Origin of the sequence: Stenotrophomonas sp. SKA14, assembly GCF_000158575.1 — a bacterium.
In the GTDB taxonomy this organism is placed as follows: domain Bacteria; phylum Pseudomonadota; class Gammaproteobacteria; order Xanthomonadales; family Xanthomonadaceae; genus Stenotrophomonas; species Stenotrophomonas forensis.
The window spans coordinates 3,639,197-3,655,366 of record NZ_DS999412.1 but is presented as its reverse complement, the minus strand read 5'-3'; the positions used below and the strand labels follow the sequence as shown (position 1 = coordinate 3,655,366).

The window sequence follows — 16,170 nt, the reverse complement described above, 5'->3', positions numbered from 1 at the left end:
GATCCATTTCAGGGAAGTTGATGCGCTTGACATCGCAAAAACTGGCACCTTGAGCGCTCGTGGTTGCTCGTGACGCGTCCCAAGCGCGCGCGCCCAATCGGGGCGCGCGTCTCTGTCACACTGTGCAGAAGCTTTGAAAAGCACCGCACACCCGCGGCGTCATCCGCCGTGCTCTTTTTGTAGCAGCGACCCGAGGCGAGCGACTTCATTGCTGGTGATCGCGATGTTGCGCCCATCCTTCGTCGACACCGAAGCTCCGACATTGAGATAGACGGCGCGCCCGAAGCGGCTTTCCTGTGCCATCTTTCCGTCCTTGAAGATGTACAGCGTTCCCCCGTCAGCCAAGGGAACCATTTCCTTGGCTGCTTGGGCTGCTGCATGACCGGCGAAGGCTGGCACGGAGAGAGCGCTCAACAGGGCGGCAATGACAATTTGCGATTTCATGATCGACTCCTTTGTAAAAACGACGACAACTTGCGCCGCGTCGTTAAATGTAGAAGCAGGCGGTCTACAGAGCGCTTACCCGTGCATTACATTCAATTCATGTGCTGTCATCTGCCGCCCATGAAGGACTAGGTTCCAGTGGGAGACAAGATGCCAAGCCATGCAACGCTCGCCAGAACCAAAACGGCCAAGGTCGCCTCCGTGAACAGACTCTGTCTAAGCTTGATGACTGCCTGTGCGCGATTGCCTGCCTTCAAAGCAGCCTCCAGGCTCGGGCTCAACCGATACCGATTGGCAGCAGCCAACGCCAGCATGCCTGCGAAAAGCAAGAGCTTTACCATCAGCAGCCGGCCATACAGCGTCGAGATGAGCGGATCAAACGATGGTCCGGCGATCAACAGGTAATTGAGAATTCCACTCACGACGAGTGCAGCCACGATCGCTGTACCTATGCGAGCAAAGCCATTCGACGTCCGACTGAGGACCGCTACCGGGTCTTGCGCGACATCCTGCTTGTGGGATGCCAGCATCAAGAACGCCACCAATGCGCCCACCCAAGCGCCCGCTGCCCAGAGGTGCGTGATATCCGACGCAAGATGGATGTAGCCGCGAACGCCGTCGTCCATCGCGCCGTGGCCTGCCCACGCAAGGGTCGCCAGCGCCACGCCGGTGGAGAGCGCCATCACTGCAAATCGCAAGGTAGCGTTCAATTTCAACATTGCGACGAGCACACACACCAACAGCGCGAGGATGCGAATGCACCAGGCGATGCCCATGTGCGTGCCCGTAATGAGCATGTCGAAGACGTGCGTTGACAGCTCCGCGTAGCTCTGGGCACCGGACATGGCCTTGGCCATGACCGTCATGCCCCACATCGACAGGGCAATGCCGATGGCAGCGGATGCGCCAATGAGGACGCGATAGCGGCGCGAGATCGTCGAGGATCGCTCGTCGTTGCCCAAAGCATAGAGACCGAACATGGCGACGCCAAACGCCGCCGCCAGGTCCAGATACAGCGCCAGGCGCAGGACGATGGTCAACCAATCCCCGGCCATGGGCTTACTTCACCTTGAAGGTGACGTTACCCGTGATCGGATGCGTGTCCGAGGAGACGGCACGCCATTCGACGCGATAGTCACCGGGCTGGAGCGCCTGTGCCGGCGTGATGACCATGGTCTTGCCGTCGCCGGCAGCCGCGACGCTGGCGTTGATCTTCATCGGGCCATGGCTCGCCATTCCCGGCATGCCAGTCATGACAAGGCTCGCGGCGGAGAACTGCGGCACCAGCGTCTCGGAGAACTTCAGCTCAATGGTGGCTGGCGCAGAAACCTGCGACTTGTCGGCCGGCGTTGAAGACACCAGCGAAGGATGCGCGAATGCGGCGGTGGCGAACAGACCAGCAGCGATCGGCGCGACGAGCTTGGCGATGAAATGTGAACGGGTCATAGAAGTTTCTACCTGGATGTGTGAGGTGTGGTTTAAGAACGAAATGCCGAGATAAGGCTTGCACCTTTGCAACGGCGTGGAACGAAAGAAACGGTTTGCTGGGCGATAGCAGGCTCCTGTAGTTTCAGAAAGAAAATCCGGTCACAGTCGGCTCGCTCTGAGGCGCAAGGCGTTGCCAACGACCGACGCCGAACTCAGGCTCATCGCCAATGCTGCGATCAGCGGCGACAGCAGCCAGCCCGTCAGGGGATAGAGAACCCCGGCGGCGATGGGGATGCCCAGCGCGTTGTAGAGGAAGGCGAACATGAGGTTCTGCTTCATGTTGCGCACGGTACTCACCGAGAGCGTGCGAGCGACAGCGATGCCACGCAGGTCGCCCTTGACCAGCGTGACCTGCGCGCTGTTCATCGCCACGTCGGTTCCCGTTCCCATGGCGATGCCCACGTTTGCCTTTGCCAAGGCCGGCGCGTCGTTGATACCGTCTCCGGCCATGGCGACGATGCGACCTTCATTCTGCAGCCGCTCGATCAACATGAGCTTGTCCGCCGGCTTGACCTCACCATGCACCTCGTCGATGCCCAGGCGTGCACCGACGGCTTTGGCGGTGGTCTGCCCGTCCCCGGTGGCCATGATGACCCGCAGGCCCGCAGCCTTCAGCGCGGCCAGGGCCTCGGGGGTGCTGCCCTTGACCGGATCGGATACGGCGAGCAAGCCCGCGAGCTGCCCGTCCACAGCCAGATACATGACACTGGCCCCTTCGCCGCGCAGGGCTTCTGCCTGGGGTACGAGCGGCTCAACCGACACGCCAGACTGCTCCATCAGCACCGTATTGCCCAACGCCAGTTTCCGGTGCTCAACTTTCCCGCGCACGCCGATGCCCGTTCCCGATTCAAAGGTCTGAGGCTTCACGAGTTGGAGGCCCTGGGCACGCGCGGCCTGCACGATGGCGTCGGCCAGGGGGTGTTCACTGCCCTGGTCCAGGCTGGCCGCAAGACGCAGCACCTCATCGTTCGTAAAGCCGGGCGCTGCGACGACCTGATCGAAAGCAGGTCGGCCTTCGGTCAGGGTTCCTGTCTTGTCGATGACGAGGGTATCGACCTTGCGAAGATTCTCGATCGCCGCGGCATCGCGGAACAGCACCCCCTGCGTGGCGCCACGGCCCGTTGCGACCATGATCGACATCGGCGTGGCCAGACCCAGCGCGCACGGGCAGGCGATGATCAGGACGGCCACCGCATTGATCAGTCCATAGACCCAGGTGGGCTGTGGCCCGAAGAATCCCCATACAAGGAGCGTCGTTACCGCAATGGCGACGACGGCCATCACGAAGTAGCCGGCAACGACATCGGCCATGCGTTGCATCGGTGCCTTGGAACGCTGCGCCTGGGCGACCATCTGGACGATCTGCGATAGAACGGTGTCCGAGCCGATCCGCTCCGAACGCATGATCAGCGCGCCGCTGGTGTTGAGTGTGGCCCCGATGACCTTGTCGCCCACGCGCTTGCTGACGGGCAGCGGTTCGCCGGTCAGCATGGATTCGTCAATCGAGCTGCTGCCCTCGTGCACGATGCCATCCACCGGCACCTTCTCGCCGGGTCGGATGCGCAGCAGGTCGCCGACGTGCACATGGCTGAGTGGCACGTCTTCCTCGCTGCCGTCCGCATTGATGCGCCGCGCCGTCTTGGGTGCCAGCCCCAGCAGCGACTTGATGGCTGCCGAAGTCTGGGAGCGGGCCTTGAGTTCCAGCACCTGGCCGAGCAGTGTCAGCGAGATGATGACGGCGGCGGCCTCGAAATACACGCCGACCCGTCCCATGGACATGAAGGATGCCGGAAACACTTCTGGCGCAACGGTTGCCACGACGCTGTAGATGAATGCCGCACCTGTTCCCAGGCCGATCAGCGTCCACATGTTCGGGCTGCGGTTGACCACGGACAGCCAGCCGCGGGAGAAGAAGGGCCAGCCGGCCCACAGCACGATCGGCAACGACAGCACCAACTCGACCCAGCTCTGCGTGGCCATGTCCATCAGGTGCAGCCGCTCACCCAGCATCGCCAGCGCCAGAACCACGAGCGTCAACGGCAAGGTCCACCAGAAGCGACGCGAGAAGTCACGCAACTCCGGGTTGTCGTCGTCGAGGTCGGGCAGCAGGGGCTCCAGCGTCATCCCGCACTTGGGGCAGGTTCCCGGATGATCCTGGCGGATCTCCGGGTGCATCGGGCAGGTGTAGATCGTTCCGGGTGCGGTTGGCGATGCCGCCGGGGCCGGTGAAACTGCGGTGCTGGCATGGTGATGCGGCGCATGGCCGCTGCCTGTGCCTATGCCCGCGCCACCGCTGGCATATCGCGCCGGATCGGTGTCGAATTTGGCCTTGCATCCGGTGCTGCAAAACAAGTACGTGTTCCCCAAGTGCGTGGAGCGGTGCTCCGACGCCGCCGTGACCGCCATGCCACACACCGGATCGCGCGTCGCGGCATCGGGCTGCGAGTGGCTTGAGGACCCGCCCGCGTCGTCACTGCCGGCATGGCTGGCGTGATGGTGGTGCTTATGCGGGCCGGACGTTGTGGCACCCGCCGCCATGCCTGCGTGCTCATGTCCTGAAGACTTGCTGGGTGAATTCATAGTGACAAGTGCCCTCCGCCGTTAACCGTTGGTGTCTGGTGATCGCAGCAGGCCGCAGGCGCGCAAGGAGACAAGCGCGGCGTCGCGTGCTCGCACTGTGCGAGCACGCGACTCATTGCTTCTGCTCCTTGGCGGGTGCGGCACCTTCCTCACCCTGACGCGCGGCATGATCGTGTCCGCCGTGGCCGTGACCACGGTGCATGAACAGGTGCATCAGCGGACAAGCCGCCAGCAGCAGGAAGGGGAGATAGCCGGCAACATGTGCCGTGTGCTCCTTGAGCAGGAAATACGCGGCGACAGCGGCGATGATGAGGAACGCCACGCCGTAGCGCGATCGCCAGAACCGGGGACGATCGCTGGGGGTCTGTGTGTGCTGATGCTGCATGGCATATCTCCACGGAAAAGAGTTGATGGATGGTCAGAGATGCGACTGATAGACCGTGCTACTACCGTTTTTCCCGATCAGCAGCACGTCGTAGGCGTCCTTGCGTCCACCATAGGCCGGACCATCCATGCCGGGCGAACCGACCGGCATGCCCGGCGCCGCGAGGCCGATGGCCTGCGGGGCTTCGCGCAGCAAGCGTTGAATGTCCGAGGCAGGCACATGACCCTCGATGGCATAGCCGCCGATCTGCGCCGTGTGGCACGAACCGTACTTCTGCGGGATGCCCAGCCGCGTGCGCGCTGCCGTGTTCCCGGTGTCAAGAACCTGCACATCGAAGCCTGCGCCTTGCAGGTGTGAGACCCAGTCCTTGCAGCAACCGCAGCTCGGGTCCTTCCACACCTTGGCGATCGGTCGGCTCTGCGCCAGGCTCGGTCCTGCGAGTGCCATCACCAACAAGCCAGCGATCAATGCTTGGCGTCTCGGCACTTTGCCCTGGCTTCTGTCGTAGTGCATGTTCATAGATTGCCTCTCATCAGATGATCAAACCCACAAGGTTCTAGAACCAGAATCGCACGCCAGCCACCCAGCGCGTCTGCTGCGCGCGGCCACCTTCGGCACGCACATAGTCCGCTGTGCGTCCGAAGCTGCCCGCCCGTTCCACGCCGATGTAGGGGGCGAACTGGCGACTGAATTCATAGCGCAGGCGCAAGCCAGCAGACGCTTCGGCCAAGCCCTTGCCGATACCGCGTTCCGGGTCGTCCTTGCCATAGAACTGCAATTCGGCACGAGGCTCCAGAATCAGTCGCTGGGTTAGCAGCAGCTCGTAGCTGCCTTCGACACGCAGCGCCGTACGTCCGCCACTTCCCACGTAGCCCGTCGCCTCCAGCTCGAACCAGTAGGGGGCGAGGCCCTGGATGCCGAAAGCCAACCATTGACGGCTCGGGCCTTCTCCGTTATCCACCCGAACGCCGAGCTGGGTGTCCCAGTACGGTGCGACGGCGTGCCCCCAGAGAAGCTCGGTACGCGATTCTTCGAGCTTTCCTTTGGCGATATCGCCTTCGGCCTTCACGACGGCCTTGTTGTAGGTCGTCCCATACCAAGCCTGGAGGTCGTAGGCCGTGGAATCGTCCCCTTTGCGCGTGAAGCGGCGTTCCAGGGTTTCGCCGCGCAACGAGAAGAACCTGTGTTCGTCGGCCAGCATCAGCCGCGGCACACCGGGTACGGCGTAGTCGCCCGATCCCAATGTCAGGCCATTGGAGTAGCCATGCGGATCGCGGGCGTCAGGAGGCGCCGACCCGCCCTGCATCTGCATGTTGCCGTGATCCATGGCCGGGGCTGCGGTGGAGCCGCTCGCCGGCGCCGCGTGACCCGCGTGCGGATCGGCGGCAGGAGGCACGGTCTGAGTGGATGGCGCGGCCGTTTGAGCGTCGGTCTGGCCGTGCGCTGCATGGTCGTTCTGTGCTTGTGCCTGGGCGGCGACGCTTACCAGGGCCAGGAGCGTCGTGGCCAGTGCGCGAGTGGGGAGTGCTTTGGACATTCTTGGTCTTCCTTGTGCGCTGGGTTCAAGACACCACGACTTCGCGGAACATGCCGGCATCCATGTGGAACATCAGGTGGCAGTGCCAAGCCCAGCGGCCGAGCGCGTCGGCTGTCACCAGGAAACTGATGCGTTGTGCCGGTTGCACCGGCAGGGTGTGGCGGCGCGCCAGGAAGCGACCGTCGGGGCTTTCCAGCTCGCTCCACATGCCGTGCAAGTGCATGGGATGGGTCATCATGGTGTCGTTGTGCAGAATGACCCGCAGCCGCTCACCGTGTTTGAAGTGCACCGGCGTGGACTTTCCGAACTCCAGTCCGTCCAGGGACCATGCGTAGCGTTCCATGTTGCCCGTGAGGTGCAGTTCGACCTCCCGACCAGGGCCTCTCTTGTCCAACGGCCCCGACGGGGTATGCAGATCCGCGAGGGTCAACACGCGCCGACCGTTGTTGCGCAGTCCGATGCCGGGGTCATCGAGGTTGGTGCGCGCCATGTCAACGCGCATGTCCGTGCTGGAACCATACTCGGTGCGAGCGTGGCGAGCAGTAGTGCTGGGCACGGCCAGTCCCCCCGCCGCCGCGGCGTGTTGGCTGTGATCCATCGCCATGCCACCGTGGTTCATGGCGCCGTGATTCATGCCTGCCATCGCCCCATGATCCATCCCGGACATCGAACCCGAGCCCATCCCGGTCATCCCGGTCATGCCCGTCATGCCCGTCATCCCGGTCATCCCGGTCATCCCGGTCATCTCCATGGCCTGGCCGGACCCGCCATGGTCCATGCCCCCCATCATGCCGCCCATCATGTCGTTCATGGTCAGCCATTCGACCGGATCGAGGGCAGGCACGGGAGCTTGAAGACCTTCACGCACGGCCAGCGTGGCACGCGCGTAGCCTGTCCGGTCCATCGCCTGGGCGAAGATCGTGTAAGCGTCATCCCGTGGCTGGACGATCACATCGACGGTTTCGCCAGGACCGAATCGGAACTCATCGACGGTCACCGGCTCCACGTCAACACCATCGACGTGCACCACCGTGAGTTTCAGTCCTGGAATGCGTACGTCGTAGAAGGTGTTGCCCGCACCGTTGACCATGCGCAGCCGCACGCGCTCACCCGGTCGGAACAGCGCCGTCCAATTGCCGGCGGGGGTGACGCCGTTGGCCAGATAGGTCAGCGTGGCGGCAGACAGATCTGCGAGATCCGTCGGATTCATCCGCATCTCGTTCCACATCTTGCGCTTGTCGATCGCAGCGGCCGTGCCTTCGCGCGAGGCGTCCCGGAAGAAGTCGAAGACGGTAGGTTGGTTGTAGTTGTAATAGTCGCTTTGGGACTTGAGCTTGGTGAACACCCGCATCGGGTCTTCGTCGGTCCAATCCGAGAACAGCAGCACGTGGTCACGGTCGGCGTGGATGGTCTCGGCGCCAGCGGGGTCGATGATGATCGCCCCGTACATGCCCGTGAGTTCCTGGAAGCCGGAGTGCGAGTGGTACCAGTAGGAGCCGCTCTGCTGAACCTTGAAGCGGTACGTGAAGGTCTCGCCGGGAGCGATGCCATTGAAGCTGATGCCCGGCACGCCATCCATCTGATACGGCAGGATGATCCCGTGCCAGTGAATGGATGTGGCTTCACGCAGCTTGTTGGTTACACGGATTGTGACGGTGTCACCCTCGCGCCAACGCAATGTCGGTGCCGGCAGCGAGCCGTTGATGGTCGTAGCCACGCCTGGCTTGCCCGTGAAGTTCACGGGCGATTCGGCGATCACCAAGTCGAACTCGGTGCCCTTCAGCACAGGGGCGGCACCGCGCGTCGCGGAGCCTTGCTGGGCAAATGCCTTGAACGCCGGCGTGGACAGCCCAGCGAGAACGCCGCCGGCGGCTAACCCTTGGACGAAACGCCGACGAGAAAGGCCCTGTGTGGGCACGATAAAAAAGGGTGAACGAGGCGGCATGGCCTGAAATCCTCCATAGATGACTCGGAAGTCGTTCTAAACGCCACCCCATCCTGAGCGGCACAGTTCGACGCAATGCAGGTCATGCTATGGGTTGGGCACTTTCCATCGAATGACCCCTGAATTACATTCATGTAATGTTCGTGTCATGTTCGTGGAAGCTGGCAACCAGTAAATTGCTGATTGAAAGTGGATGAATGCGTACATCGTGAGCGGCTATTTTTCCGCGCCGTAGCGATTTCATGGGACATGCGATGAAACTGCTGGTCGTTGAAGACGAGAACAAGACGGCGGATTACGTCCGCCAAGGTCTCATGGAGGCGGGATTCGTCGTGGATCTGGCGCGCAACGGATTGGACGGACACCACCTGGCCATGGGCGAGACATACGATCTGGTGGTCTTGGATGTCATGCTGCCGGATGTCGATGGCTGGCGCATCGTGCGTGCCCTTCGAGATGCCGGTAAACAGGTCCCTGTGCTCTTTCTGACGGCGCGTGGCGGTGTAGACGACCGTGTCAAGGGATTGGAACTGGGAGCGGACGACTACCTCGTCAAGCCATTCGCGTTCTCTGAGTTGCTGGCGCGGGTGCGGACGCTGCTGCGACGCGGAAGCGCTCCGAGCCAGCCTGATCGCATCCAGGTTGCCGATTTGGTGCTGGACTTGGCGCGCCGGCGCGCAACGCGCGCTGGCCAACGCATCAATCTCACCAGCAAGGAGTTCGCGTTGCTTGAGCTCCTGGCCCGTCGCCAGGGGGAGGTCCTTCCACGGTCTCTGATCGCGTCGCAGGTATGGGACATGAATTTCGACAGCGACAGCAACGTCATCGATGTAGCCATCCGCCGTCTACGCGCGAAGATAGACGATGCGTTCAATCCGAAGCTCATCCACACCGTGCGTGGAATGGGATACACGCTCGATGCGCCCGATGATGCCCCTGCGCCATAAGCCGCGGCAAAGCCGTCCAGCGTCGCTTGCATTGAGGGTCACGGCCCTCGTTGGTATCGCCACGACCTTGGTGTTTCTTGTGTTCAATTGGGTCATTCTCCGGTCGTTGGAGCACCACTTTGCTCAACAGGATGCCCACGAACTGGAGGCAGTGACAACCGCTTTGGCTCAGCCCTTGCACCAGCTTGCAAGTGACATCGCAAGCGACGAACTGAAGCAACACTTGGCCAACGCAGTCGCAGGACATCATGGGATGACGTACGGCGTCTACGATGGGGCTGGCAATAGCATCTATGCCACGCCCGGTCCTGACCTGTCTAAACTTGCCAGTAGCAAAAAGTTGGTCAACCGCATCACCGCTGACGATTTGATCGTGTGGCAGGAGGATCAGAGGTCATATCGAGGTGTGGTGCTGCAACTGCCTGCTGACGATTCAGCGGCGCCCGGCTACCGCATCGTCGCTGCCATGGACATCGGCTTTCATCTCGACTTCCTGGCGGAGTTCAAGCGCATGCTCTGGTGGGCAACCGGCTTGGTCATGTGCCTGGCGCTCGGTGTGGCTTGGCTGGCGGTGCAGTGGGGCCACCTGCCGATTCGCAAGGTCAATGAAGAGATTCGGGCGATTCGCTCTTCAAAGCTGGATGTGAGGCTGGATCCTCGGGATGTGCCGATCGAACTGGCGGAACTGGTATTCGCCTTCAACGATATGTTGGCGAGAATCGAGGAAGGCTTCACCCGGCTATCACACTTTTCCGCAGACATCGCGCACGAGTTGCGCACGCCCGTCACCAACCTGGTCACGCAGACTCACGTGGCGCTTGGCCAGCCGCGCAGCAACGAGGAATACAGAGAAATCCTCTATTCAAATTTGGAAGAGTTTGATCGGATGGGACGCATGATTGGTGACATGCTGTTTCTTGCCCAAACGGAAAATGATCCCCGCAACTTGCGTCTGTCTACCATTGATCTGTCCGAATTGGTGCGGAGTCTGTTCGACTATTTCGAGGCGCTGGCAGAAGATAGCGGCATTACGCTTGGTGTTAAAGGGGCGATCGGCAGCATAGCGGCGGATCGGGAAATGCTCACCCGGGCGCTGAACAATCTTCTCTCGAATGCAATTCGACACACGCCTCGCGGCAAGAGCATCACGGTCTTGCTTTCGCAGGACGAGCAGTGGACAACGATCAGTGTGGTCAATCCCGGTGAGAGAATTCCTGAGCGCGATCTACCAAAGCTCTTCAACCGCTTCTACCGAGTTGATCCGGCACGGCAACGAAATACGGCGGGCGCCGGTCTTGGCCTTGCCATCGTGAAATCGATTGCGGAGGCACATGGTGGCTCCGTTGCCGTGACCTCCAGTGAGCTTGTCACCAGGTTTGACTTGGTATTGCCCCATCTGCGGCAGTAGTCCGAGGGCGCTGCGGTCCGTCCAGCCAACTGGCGTATCTCTTTGCCTGATTCTGGGATCTACCCGGCCGGCCACGTTGCTACGCGAGCGGGACATTTTTTCTCCGTGACTGCCACGTGCCCAGTCCTAGCGGCAGGCGCCGACATCATGCGCTTGTGTATCCCATCGCTACGTCCACACCGCGCGCGGGGGCCTTTGCTCGGTCGTGATCCGGTCACCGATCGTCGATAGCCTCAGCGGTCAGTGCCGAACGTCTGCCTGCTCGGCGCCTCGATCGCGCGCAGACCTGGCTGTGTGCGCTGAGCCCCTGAGGTGAGTTGGAAGTTGGTCTGCTGGTTCGTTGCGCGGGTATATGTACCCGTAGCTGGGTACAGAGAGTCTTATTGATCAAGATCAAGGTACTGCTATCAGGCGCCGGCTGCATATGAACGCAGCCAACCGCCAAAACTACCTATGCAGGTGTCCACTAAAACTTGACCACTGCACCCCGCCCGAAGGCTTCTCCGACTCGCCCGCTGACGCGGGCCAGGTCAACCCCACAACGACAGGCGAGAACGCCCCGCCATGCCTTGCAGCGCCGGTCTTGAGGCGTGGCGTGGAAGCTCCATAGCGATGCCGGGCGGGTTGTCCCTGAACCGCGTTGAGGACGGCACGCACCTGCACAACCTGCCGCAGCAAGCGCCAGCGTGTTCGCCAGCGTCCCGTCCATCGCGGCGGGGCGCTGGCCGGGCCGATCCGGCGCAGCCGGTTCGGCGGCATCGAGGGGCGCCAAGCATCGCGCGGCGGGGATAGCCCGCAGGGCTTTCCCCTGGAGGCAAGCGAAGCGCGCAGCGCCGCAGGCGCGAAGGCGTGAGCAACTGTCTTGAAAGTCAAGCCTCGCAAGCGCGCAGGCTCCATTCAATTGAAGCGTTTTGCCAATGATTCAATAAATGTTGTATTATCGAATCATGAACGAGACCCAAGCCATTTCCGCCCTCGGCGCCCTGGCCCATACCCAGCGGCTGCGCGTGTTCCGCGCCCTGGTGGTCGCCGGCCCCGAAGGGCTGACACCCAGCGTCCTCGCCGACCAGCTCGACGTGGCCCGCAACTCCCTGTCCTTCCACCTGAAAGAACTGGCCCATGCCGGCCTGGTCACCATCGAGCAGCAGGGCCGCAACCTGATCTACCGCGCCGACTTCACCCAGATGAATGGGCTGCTCGGCTATCTGACCGAGCACTGCTGCCAGGGCGGCGCGTGCGAGGTCACCGAATCCTCCTCTGCCTGTACTTCCTGCTGAAAGGATCACCCCCATGAAGCGCTTTCACGTCCACCTGCACGTCGATGACCTGAACCGCAGCATCGGCTTCTATTCCCAACTGTTCGCCGCGCAGCCCGCGCGCGTCGAAGGCGACTACGCCAAATGGATGCTCGAAGACCCGCCGGTCAACTTCGCCATCTCCACACGTGGCAACAAGCCGGGCATCGACCACCTGGGTATCCAGACCGACGATGCCGAGGAATTGGCGGTGCTGAAGGCCCGCGCCGAGGCGGCCGACATGACGCTGCTGGACGAGGGCACCACGACCTGCTGCTACGCGCGCAGCGAGAAGCACTGGATCACCGATCCGCAGGGCGTGGCCTGGGAGCACTTCCACACGCTGGGCAACATTCCGGTCTTTAACGAAGCGGCGCCTGCAGCGACTTCCGCCGCAGCGTGCTGTACCCCGGTGCGCGGCAAGCCGGTGGGCGTTGCGGTGAAGCCGGCTTCCTCCTGCTGCTGATGTGAGATACCCATGACCACCGACAAGACCTACAACGCCCTGTTCATCTGCACGGGTAACTCGGCCCGCTCCATCCTGGCCGAAGGCATCCTCAATGAATTGGGCCAGGGGCGCTTTCGCGCCTACTCGGCGGGCAGCCACCCCAAGGGCGAAGTCCACCCACTGGCGCTCGCCACGCTGGAGCGGCTGCACATGCCGACCGCCGGCTACCGCAGCAAGAACTGGGACGAGTTCGCGGCGCCCGGTGCGCCGGAGCTGGATTTCATCTTCACGGTCTGCGACAACGCCGCCGGCGAGGTCTGCCCCGTGTGGCCGGGGCGCCCGATATCGGCGCATTGGGGTGTGCCTGATCCTGCAGCCGTTGAAGGCACCGACGAGCAGAAGCGCAAGGCGTTCACGGATGCGGCGCTGACGCTGCGCCGACGCATCGAATTGTTCCTGTCGCTGCCGATTCAGCGCCTGGATGCCATGTCGCTGCAGCACGAGCTGCGCAGCATTGGTACGAAGTGAGGTTGGCGCGATGAGTGTTGGAACCCAAACGGCCGGCCGCGTGCCGGCCGCCCCCACCATGAGCGTCTTCGAGCGCTACCTGAGCGTGTGGGTGCTGCTGTGCATCGTCGCCGGTATCGCGCTCGGCCAGTTCGCGCCGGGCGTGTTCCAGGCCATCGGCCGCACGGAAGTGGCTCAGGTCAACCTGCCCGTGGGCCTGCTGATCTGGGTGATGATCATTCCCATGCTGCTCAAGGTGGACTTCGGCGCTCTCGGCCAGGTCAAGCAGCACTGGCGCGGCATCGGCGTGACGCTGTTCATCAACTGGGCCGTCAAACCATTCTCGATGGCGTTGCTGGCGTGGATCTTCATCCGCCAGGTCTTCGCGCAGTGGCTCCCCGCCGACCAGCTCGACAGCTATGTCGCGGGCCTGATCTTGCTGGCCGCCGCACCTTGCACAGCCATGGTGTTCGTCTGGAGCCGGCTGACCGGGGGCGATCCTGTGTTCACGCTGTCGCAGGTCGCGCTGAACGACACCATCATGGTGTTCGCCTTCGCGCCCATCGTCGGCCTGCTGCTGGGCCTATCGTCCATCACGGTGCCGTGGGCCACGCTGCTGGTATCGGTCGGCCTGTACATCGTGATTCCCGTCATCCTGGCCCAGTTCTGGCGCCGCGCCCTGCTGAGCAAGGGCCAAGCCGCCTTCGACCGGGCGCTGGAGCGCATCGGGCCGCTGTCCATCGCGGCGCTGCTGCTCACGCTGGTGCTGCTGTTCGCCTTCCAGGGCGAGGCCATCATCCGCCAGCCACTGGTCATCGCCATGCTGGCCGTTCCGATCCTGATCCAGGTGTTCTTCAACTCCGGCCTGGCCTACTGGCTCAACCGCAAGGCGGGCGAGCAGCACAGCATCGCTTGTCCTTCGGCGCTGATCGGCGCCAGCAACTTCTTCGAGCTTGCCGTAGCCGCCGCCATCAGCCTGTTCGGCTTCCAGTCCGGCGCCGCGCTGGCCACCGTGGTCGGCGTGCTGATCGAGGTGCCAGTCATGCTACTGGTCGTTCGGATCGTCAACCAAAGCAAGGGCTGGTATGAGTGCGGCCCGAACCCTGCCCGCGGATAACCAAGACACGACTCATGAGCAACATCACCATTTACCACAACCCCACCTGCGGCACGTCGCGCAACGTGCTGGCTCTGATCCGCAACAGCGGCGAAGAGCCGAACGTTATCGAATACCTGAAGACACCGCCTGACCGCGAAACGCTGCAACGCCTGATCACGGACATGGGCGCGCCAATGCGCGCCGTGCTGCGTGAGAAGGGTACGCCCTATGCGGAATTGGGCCTCGATGACCCGAAGTGGGGTGACGAGCAGTTGATTGGCTTCATGCTCCAGCACCCCATCCTCATCAACCGGCCCATCGTGGTGACCCCGCTGGGCACGCGCCTGTGCCGGCCCTCAGAGGCCGTGCTGGACATCCTGCCGCAGCCGCAGCGCGGCGCGTTCCGCAAGGAAGACGGCGAAGCCGTGGTGGATGCGGAGGGTCGCAGGGTCTGAGACCTCCCGCACAAGCGGCAGGCAATCTGAAGTGAGGCTGGTATTATCGAATTTCGTTATCGATATTCGATATGAAAGAGAAACCTACTCCACGTGCCATGGAGCACCACGACCTGCTGTCGGGGCTGATCCGCCTGCATGTGCTGCACCACGCAGCCGAGCAGGAGATCTACGGGCAATGGATGATCGACGAGCTGGCCCACCACGGCTACCGCCTCTCCCCCGGAACGCTGTACCCGATGCTGCACAAGATGGAGCGCGACGGCTACCTCGTCTCCCGCCAGGAGCGTGAAGGGCGCACCGTGCGCAAGCTCTACACGATCACGCCCAAGGGCAAGGAAGGCTTGGCGCTGGCCAAGGACCGCATCCGGGAGTTCACCGGGGAGGCGATGCACAAATGACAGATTCCACCAACACCTTGCAGCATGAGGCCGCTGCCGCGCGCGGCTCACCCGTCGAAGTCTTCGGCGCCTTCCTCAAGCTGGGGCTGACCTCCTTCGGCGGGCCGATCGCGCATCTGGGCTATTTCCGCTCGGAGTTCGTCGAGCGTCGCCGCTGGCTGGATGACCGCAGCTACTCCGATCTGGTCGCCCTGTGCCAGTTCCTGCCGGGGCCGGCCAGCAGCCAGGTCGGTATGGCGCTGGGGTTGGGCCGCGCGGGCTGGCTGGGGCTGCTGGCGGCCTGGGCCGGATTCACCTTGCCATCGGCGATTGCGCTGATTCTGTTCGCCTTTGGCATCGCCGAGTACCAGGGGCTGGCCCAGTCCGGCTGGGTGCACGGGCTCAAGGTCGTCGCCGTGGCCATCGTGGCGCAAGCGGTCTGGGGGATGGCCAAGTCGTTGTGCCCGGACCGGCCGCGCGCCGCGCTGGCCATTCTGGCGGCGCTGCTGACCATGGTCCTGCCCTCGGCCGCGGGACAGCTTGCCGCCATCGCGGTGGCAGGGCTGCTGGGCTGGTGGACATTGAAGATCGCGCAACCCGGCGGCGGCCACGCCCACAGCTACCCCGTCTCGCGCAAGCTGGGCATCGTGGCGCTGCTGCTGTTTGCCGCACCGCTCGTCGGGCTGCCCCTGTGGGCGGCAGCCACGGACTCGTCCACGATAGCCCTGCTGGAAGGGGTGTACCGCTCCGGTGCACTGGTCTTCGGCGGTGGACACGTTGTGCTGCCGCTGCTGCAGGCCTCGGTGGTGCCCAGCGGCGTCGTGAGCAATGCCGACTTCCTGGCCGGCTACGGTGCGGCGCAGGCCGTGCCGGGGCCGCTGTTCACTTTCTCGGCCTACCTCGGCGCGGTCGCCCACGGACCGCTGCATGGCTGGATCGGCGGGCTGGCACTCCTGGGCACGATCTTCCTCCCCGCTTTTTTCATGCTGGTCGGTGCACTGCCGTTCTGGGAAGGGCTGCGCCACCGCGCGGGCATCCAGACGGCCATGGCCGGCATCAACGCCGGCGTGGTCGGTATTCTGGTGTCCGCCCTCTATGACCCGGTATGGACGAGTGCCATCCACAGCAAGGCGGATTTTGGGCTGGCGCTGCTCTCGTTCGGACTGCTGACGGTGGGGCGCGTGCCGCCGGCGCTCGTGGTGCTGTTAGCCGGGCTGGTGGGCTGGGTCATGGCGATGGGCGTCTGAATCTC

At 63.1% G+C, this 16,170-nt stretch carries 17 protein-coding genes; 9 read left to right on the top strand and 8 right to left on the bottom strand.

From position 1 onward, the window contains the following. Positions 1-159: 159 nt before the first annotated feature. The 8 genes from SSKA14_RS16530 to SSKA14_RS16490 all read right to left on the bottom strand — a co-directional run bounded on the left by SSKA14_RS16530 (position 160) and on the right by SSKA14_RS16490 (position 8,379). Positions 160-444, bottom strand: coding sequence for a CopK family periplasmic copper-binding protein (locus tag SSKA14_RS16530; RefSeq protein ID WP_003090336.1), 285 nt, complete (start codon positions 442-444; stop codon positions 160-162). Between the two features lie 128 nt (positions 445-572). Further along, complete coding sequence (gene copD, locus SSKA14_RS16525; protein WP_003097522.1) at positions 573-1,499, bottom strand: copper homeostasis membrane protein CopD; 927 nt, start codon at positions 1,497-1,499, stop codon at positions 573-575. Positions 1,500-1,503: 4 nt separating this feature from the next. After that, on the bottom strand, positions 1,504-1,890 hold the full coding sequence (gene copC, locus SSKA14_RS16520; RefSeq protein ID WP_003090319.1) for a copper homeostasis periplasmic binding protein CopC: 387 nt from the start codon (positions 1,888-1,890) through the stop codon (positions 1,504-1,506). A 141-nt stretch (positions 1,891-2,031) separates the two neighbouring features. Next, on the bottom strand, positions 2,032-4,338 hold the full coding sequence (locus SSKA14_RS16515; RefSeq protein ID WP_230548529.1) for a heavy metal translocating P-type ATPase: 2,307 nt from the start codon (positions 4,336-4,338) through the stop codon (positions 2,032-2,034). A 286-nt stretch (positions 4,339-4,624) separates the two neighbouring features. Beyond that, entirely contained in the window at positions 4,625-4,897 is a 273-nt protein-coding gene (locus SSKA14_RS16505) for a DUF2933 domain-containing protein (RefSeq protein WP_008063316.1), read from the bottom strand. Positions 4,898-4,930: 33 nt separating this feature from the next. After that, positions 4,931-5,416, bottom strand: a complete 486-nt coding sequence (locus tag SSKA14_RS16500) for a DUF411 domain-containing protein (RefSeq protein WP_006226241.1) — start codon at positions 5,414-5,416, stop codon at positions 4,931-4,933. A 37-nt stretch (positions 5,417-5,453) separates the two neighbouring features. After that, complete coding sequence (locus SSKA14_RS16495; protein WP_023086160.1) at positions 5,454-6,434, bottom strand: copper resistance protein B; 981 nt, start codon at positions 6,432-6,434, stop codon at positions 5,454-5,456. A gap of 25 nt (positions 6,435-6,459) precedes the next feature. Continuing rightward, complete coding sequence (locus SSKA14_RS16490; protein ID WP_023657320.1) at positions 6,460-8,379, bottom strand: copper resistance system multicopper oxidase; 1,920 nt, start codon at positions 8,377-8,379, stop codon at positions 6,460-6,462. Positions 8,380-8,633: 254 nt separating this feature from the next. Between SSKA14_RS16490 and SSKA14_RS16485 the strand changes: the two genes are divergently transcribed. The 9 genes from SSKA14_RS16485 to chrA all read left to right on the top strand — a co-directional run bounded on the left by SSKA14_RS16485 (position 8,634) and on the right by chrA (position 16,165). After that, positions 8,634-9,326 carry a heavy metal response regulator transcription factor gene (locus tag SSKA14_RS16485; RefSeq protein WP_003097513.1) on the top strand — a complete coding sequence of 231 codons (693 nt, stop codon included), beginning with the start codon at positions 8,634-8,636 and terminating at the stop codon, positions 9,324-9,326. Continuing rightward, positions 9,298-10,734 carry a Cu(+)/Ag(+) sensor histidine kinase gene (locus SSKA14_RS16480; protein ID WP_003097498.1) on the top strand — a complete coding sequence of 479 codons (1,437 nt, stop codon included), beginning with the start codon at positions 9,298-9,300 and terminating at the stop codon, positions 10,732-10,734. Before SSKA14_RS16485 ends, SSKA14_RS16480 begins: the two co-directional genes overlap by 29 nt. A gap of 947 nt (positions 10,735-11,681) precedes the next feature. Continuing rightward, positions 11,682-12,011, top strand: a complete 330-nt coding sequence (locus SSKA14_RS16475) for a helix-turn-helix domain-containing protein (protein ID WP_003116799.1) — start codon at positions 11,682-11,684, stop codon at positions 12,009-12,011. Between the two features lie 13 nt (positions 12,012-12,024). After that, complete coding sequence (locus SSKA14_RS16470) at positions 12,025-12,495, top strand: ArsI/CadI family heavy metal resistance metalloenzyme (RefSeq protein WP_003107243.1); 471 nt, start codon at positions 12,025-12,027, stop codon at positions 12,493-12,495. Positions 12,496-12,507: 12 nt separating this feature from the next. Then, entirely contained in the window at positions 12,508-13,005 is a 498-nt protein-coding gene (locus SSKA14_RS16465) for an arsenate reductase ArsC (RefSeq protein ID WP_003109695.1), read from the top strand. A 10-nt stretch (positions 13,006-13,015) separates the two neighbouring features. Beyond that, positions 13,016-14,101, top strand: a complete 1,086-nt coding sequence (arsB, locus tag SSKA14_RS16460; protein WP_003109696.1) for an ACR3 family arsenite efflux transporter — start codon at positions 13,016-13,018, stop codon at positions 14,099-14,101. Between the two features lie 14 nt (positions 14,102-14,115). Then, on the top strand, positions 14,116-14,538 hold the full coding sequence (arsC, locus tag SSKA14_RS16455) for an arsenate reductase (glutaredoxin) (protein ID WP_003107236.1): 423 nt from the start codon (positions 14,116-14,118) through the stop codon (positions 14,536-14,538). Positions 14,539-14,636: 98 nt separating this feature from the next. After that, entirely contained in the window at positions 14,637-14,939 is a 303-nt protein-coding gene (locus SSKA14_RS16450) for a PadR family transcriptional regulator (protein WP_003107234.1), read from the top strand. After that, positions 14,936-16,165 carry a chromate efflux transporter gene (gene chrA, locus SSKA14_RS16445; RefSeq protein WP_003107233.1) on the top strand — a complete coding sequence of 410 codons (1,230 nt, stop codon included), beginning with the start codon at positions 14,936-14,938 and terminating at the stop codon, positions 16,163-16,165. The genes SSKA14_RS16450 and chrA overlap by 4 nt, the downstream gene beginning before the upstream one ends. Positions 16,166-16,170: the final 5 nt, after the last annotated feature.

Excerpts from the sequence above, each read along its gene's own strand:
- copD (WP_003097522.1), bottom strand. The coding sequence starts at position 1,499 with ATGGCCGGGGATTGGTTGACCATCGTCCTGCGCCTGGCGCTGTATCTG.
- copC (WP_003090319.1), bottom strand. The coding sequence starts at position 1,890 with ATGACCCGTTCACATTTCATCGCCAAGCTCGTCGCGCCGATCGCTGCT.
- SSKA14_RS16485 (WP_003097513.1), top strand. The coding sequence starts at position 8,634 with ATGAAACTGCTGGTCGTTGAAGACGAGAACAAGACGGCGGATTACGTC.
- arsB (WP_003109696.1), top strand. The coding sequence starts at position 13,016 with ATGAGTGTTGGAACCCAAACGGCCGGCCGCGTGCCGGCCGCCCCCACC.
- SSKA14_RS16530 (WP_003090336.1), bottom strand. The coding sequence starts at position 444 with ATGAAATCGCAAATTGTCATTGCCGCCCTGTTGAGCGCTCTCTCCGTG.
- SSKA14_RS16495 (WP_023086160.1), bottom strand. The coding sequence starts at position 6,434 with ATGTCCAAAGCACTCCCCACTCGCGCACTGGCCACGACGCTCCTGGCC.
- SSKA14_RS16490 (WP_023657320.1), bottom strand. The coding sequence starts at position 8,379 with ATGCCGCCTCGTTCACCCTTTTTTATCGTGCCCACACAGGGCCTTTCT.
- chrA (WP_003107233.1), top strand. The coding sequence starts at position 14,936 with ATGACAGATTCCACCAACACCTTGCAGCATGAGGCCGCTGCCGCGCGC.
- SSKA14_RS16475 (WP_003116799.1), top strand. The coding sequence starts at position 11,682 with ATGAACGAGACCCAAGCCATTTCCGCCCTCGGCGCCCTGGCCCATACC.
- arsC (WP_003107236.1), top strand. The coding sequence starts at position 14,116 with ATGAGCAACATCACCATTTACCACAACCCCACCTGCGGCACGTCGCGC.
- SSKA14_RS16470 (WP_003107243.1), top strand. The coding sequence starts at position 12,025 with ATGAAGCGCTTTCACGTCCACCTGCACGTCGATGACCTGAACCGCAGC.
- SSKA14_RS16465 (WP_003109695.1), top strand. The coding sequence starts at position 12,508 with ATGACCACCGACAAGACCTACAACGCCCTGTTCATCTGCACGGGTAAC.
- SSKA14_RS16515 (WP_230548529.1), bottom strand. The coding sequence starts at position 4,338 with ATGGCGGTCACGGCGGCGTCGGAGCACCGCTCCACGCACTTGGGGAAC.
- SSKA14_RS16505 (WP_008063316.1), bottom strand. The coding sequence starts at position 4,897 with ATGCAGCATCAGCACACACAGACCCCCAGCGATCGTCCCCGGTTCTGG.
- SSKA14_RS16500 (WP_006226241.1), bottom strand. The coding sequence starts at position 5,416 with ATGAACATGCACTACGACAGAAGCCAGGGCAAAGTGCCGAGACGCCAA.
- SSKA14_RS16450 (WP_003107234.1), top strand. The coding sequence starts at position 14,637 with ATGGAGCACCACGACCTGCTGTCGGGGCTGATCCGCCTGCATGTGCTG.
- SSKA14_RS16480 (WP_003097498.1), top strand. The coding sequence starts at position 9,298 with ATGCGCCCGATGATGCCCCTGCGCCATAAGCCGCGGCAAAGCCGTCCA.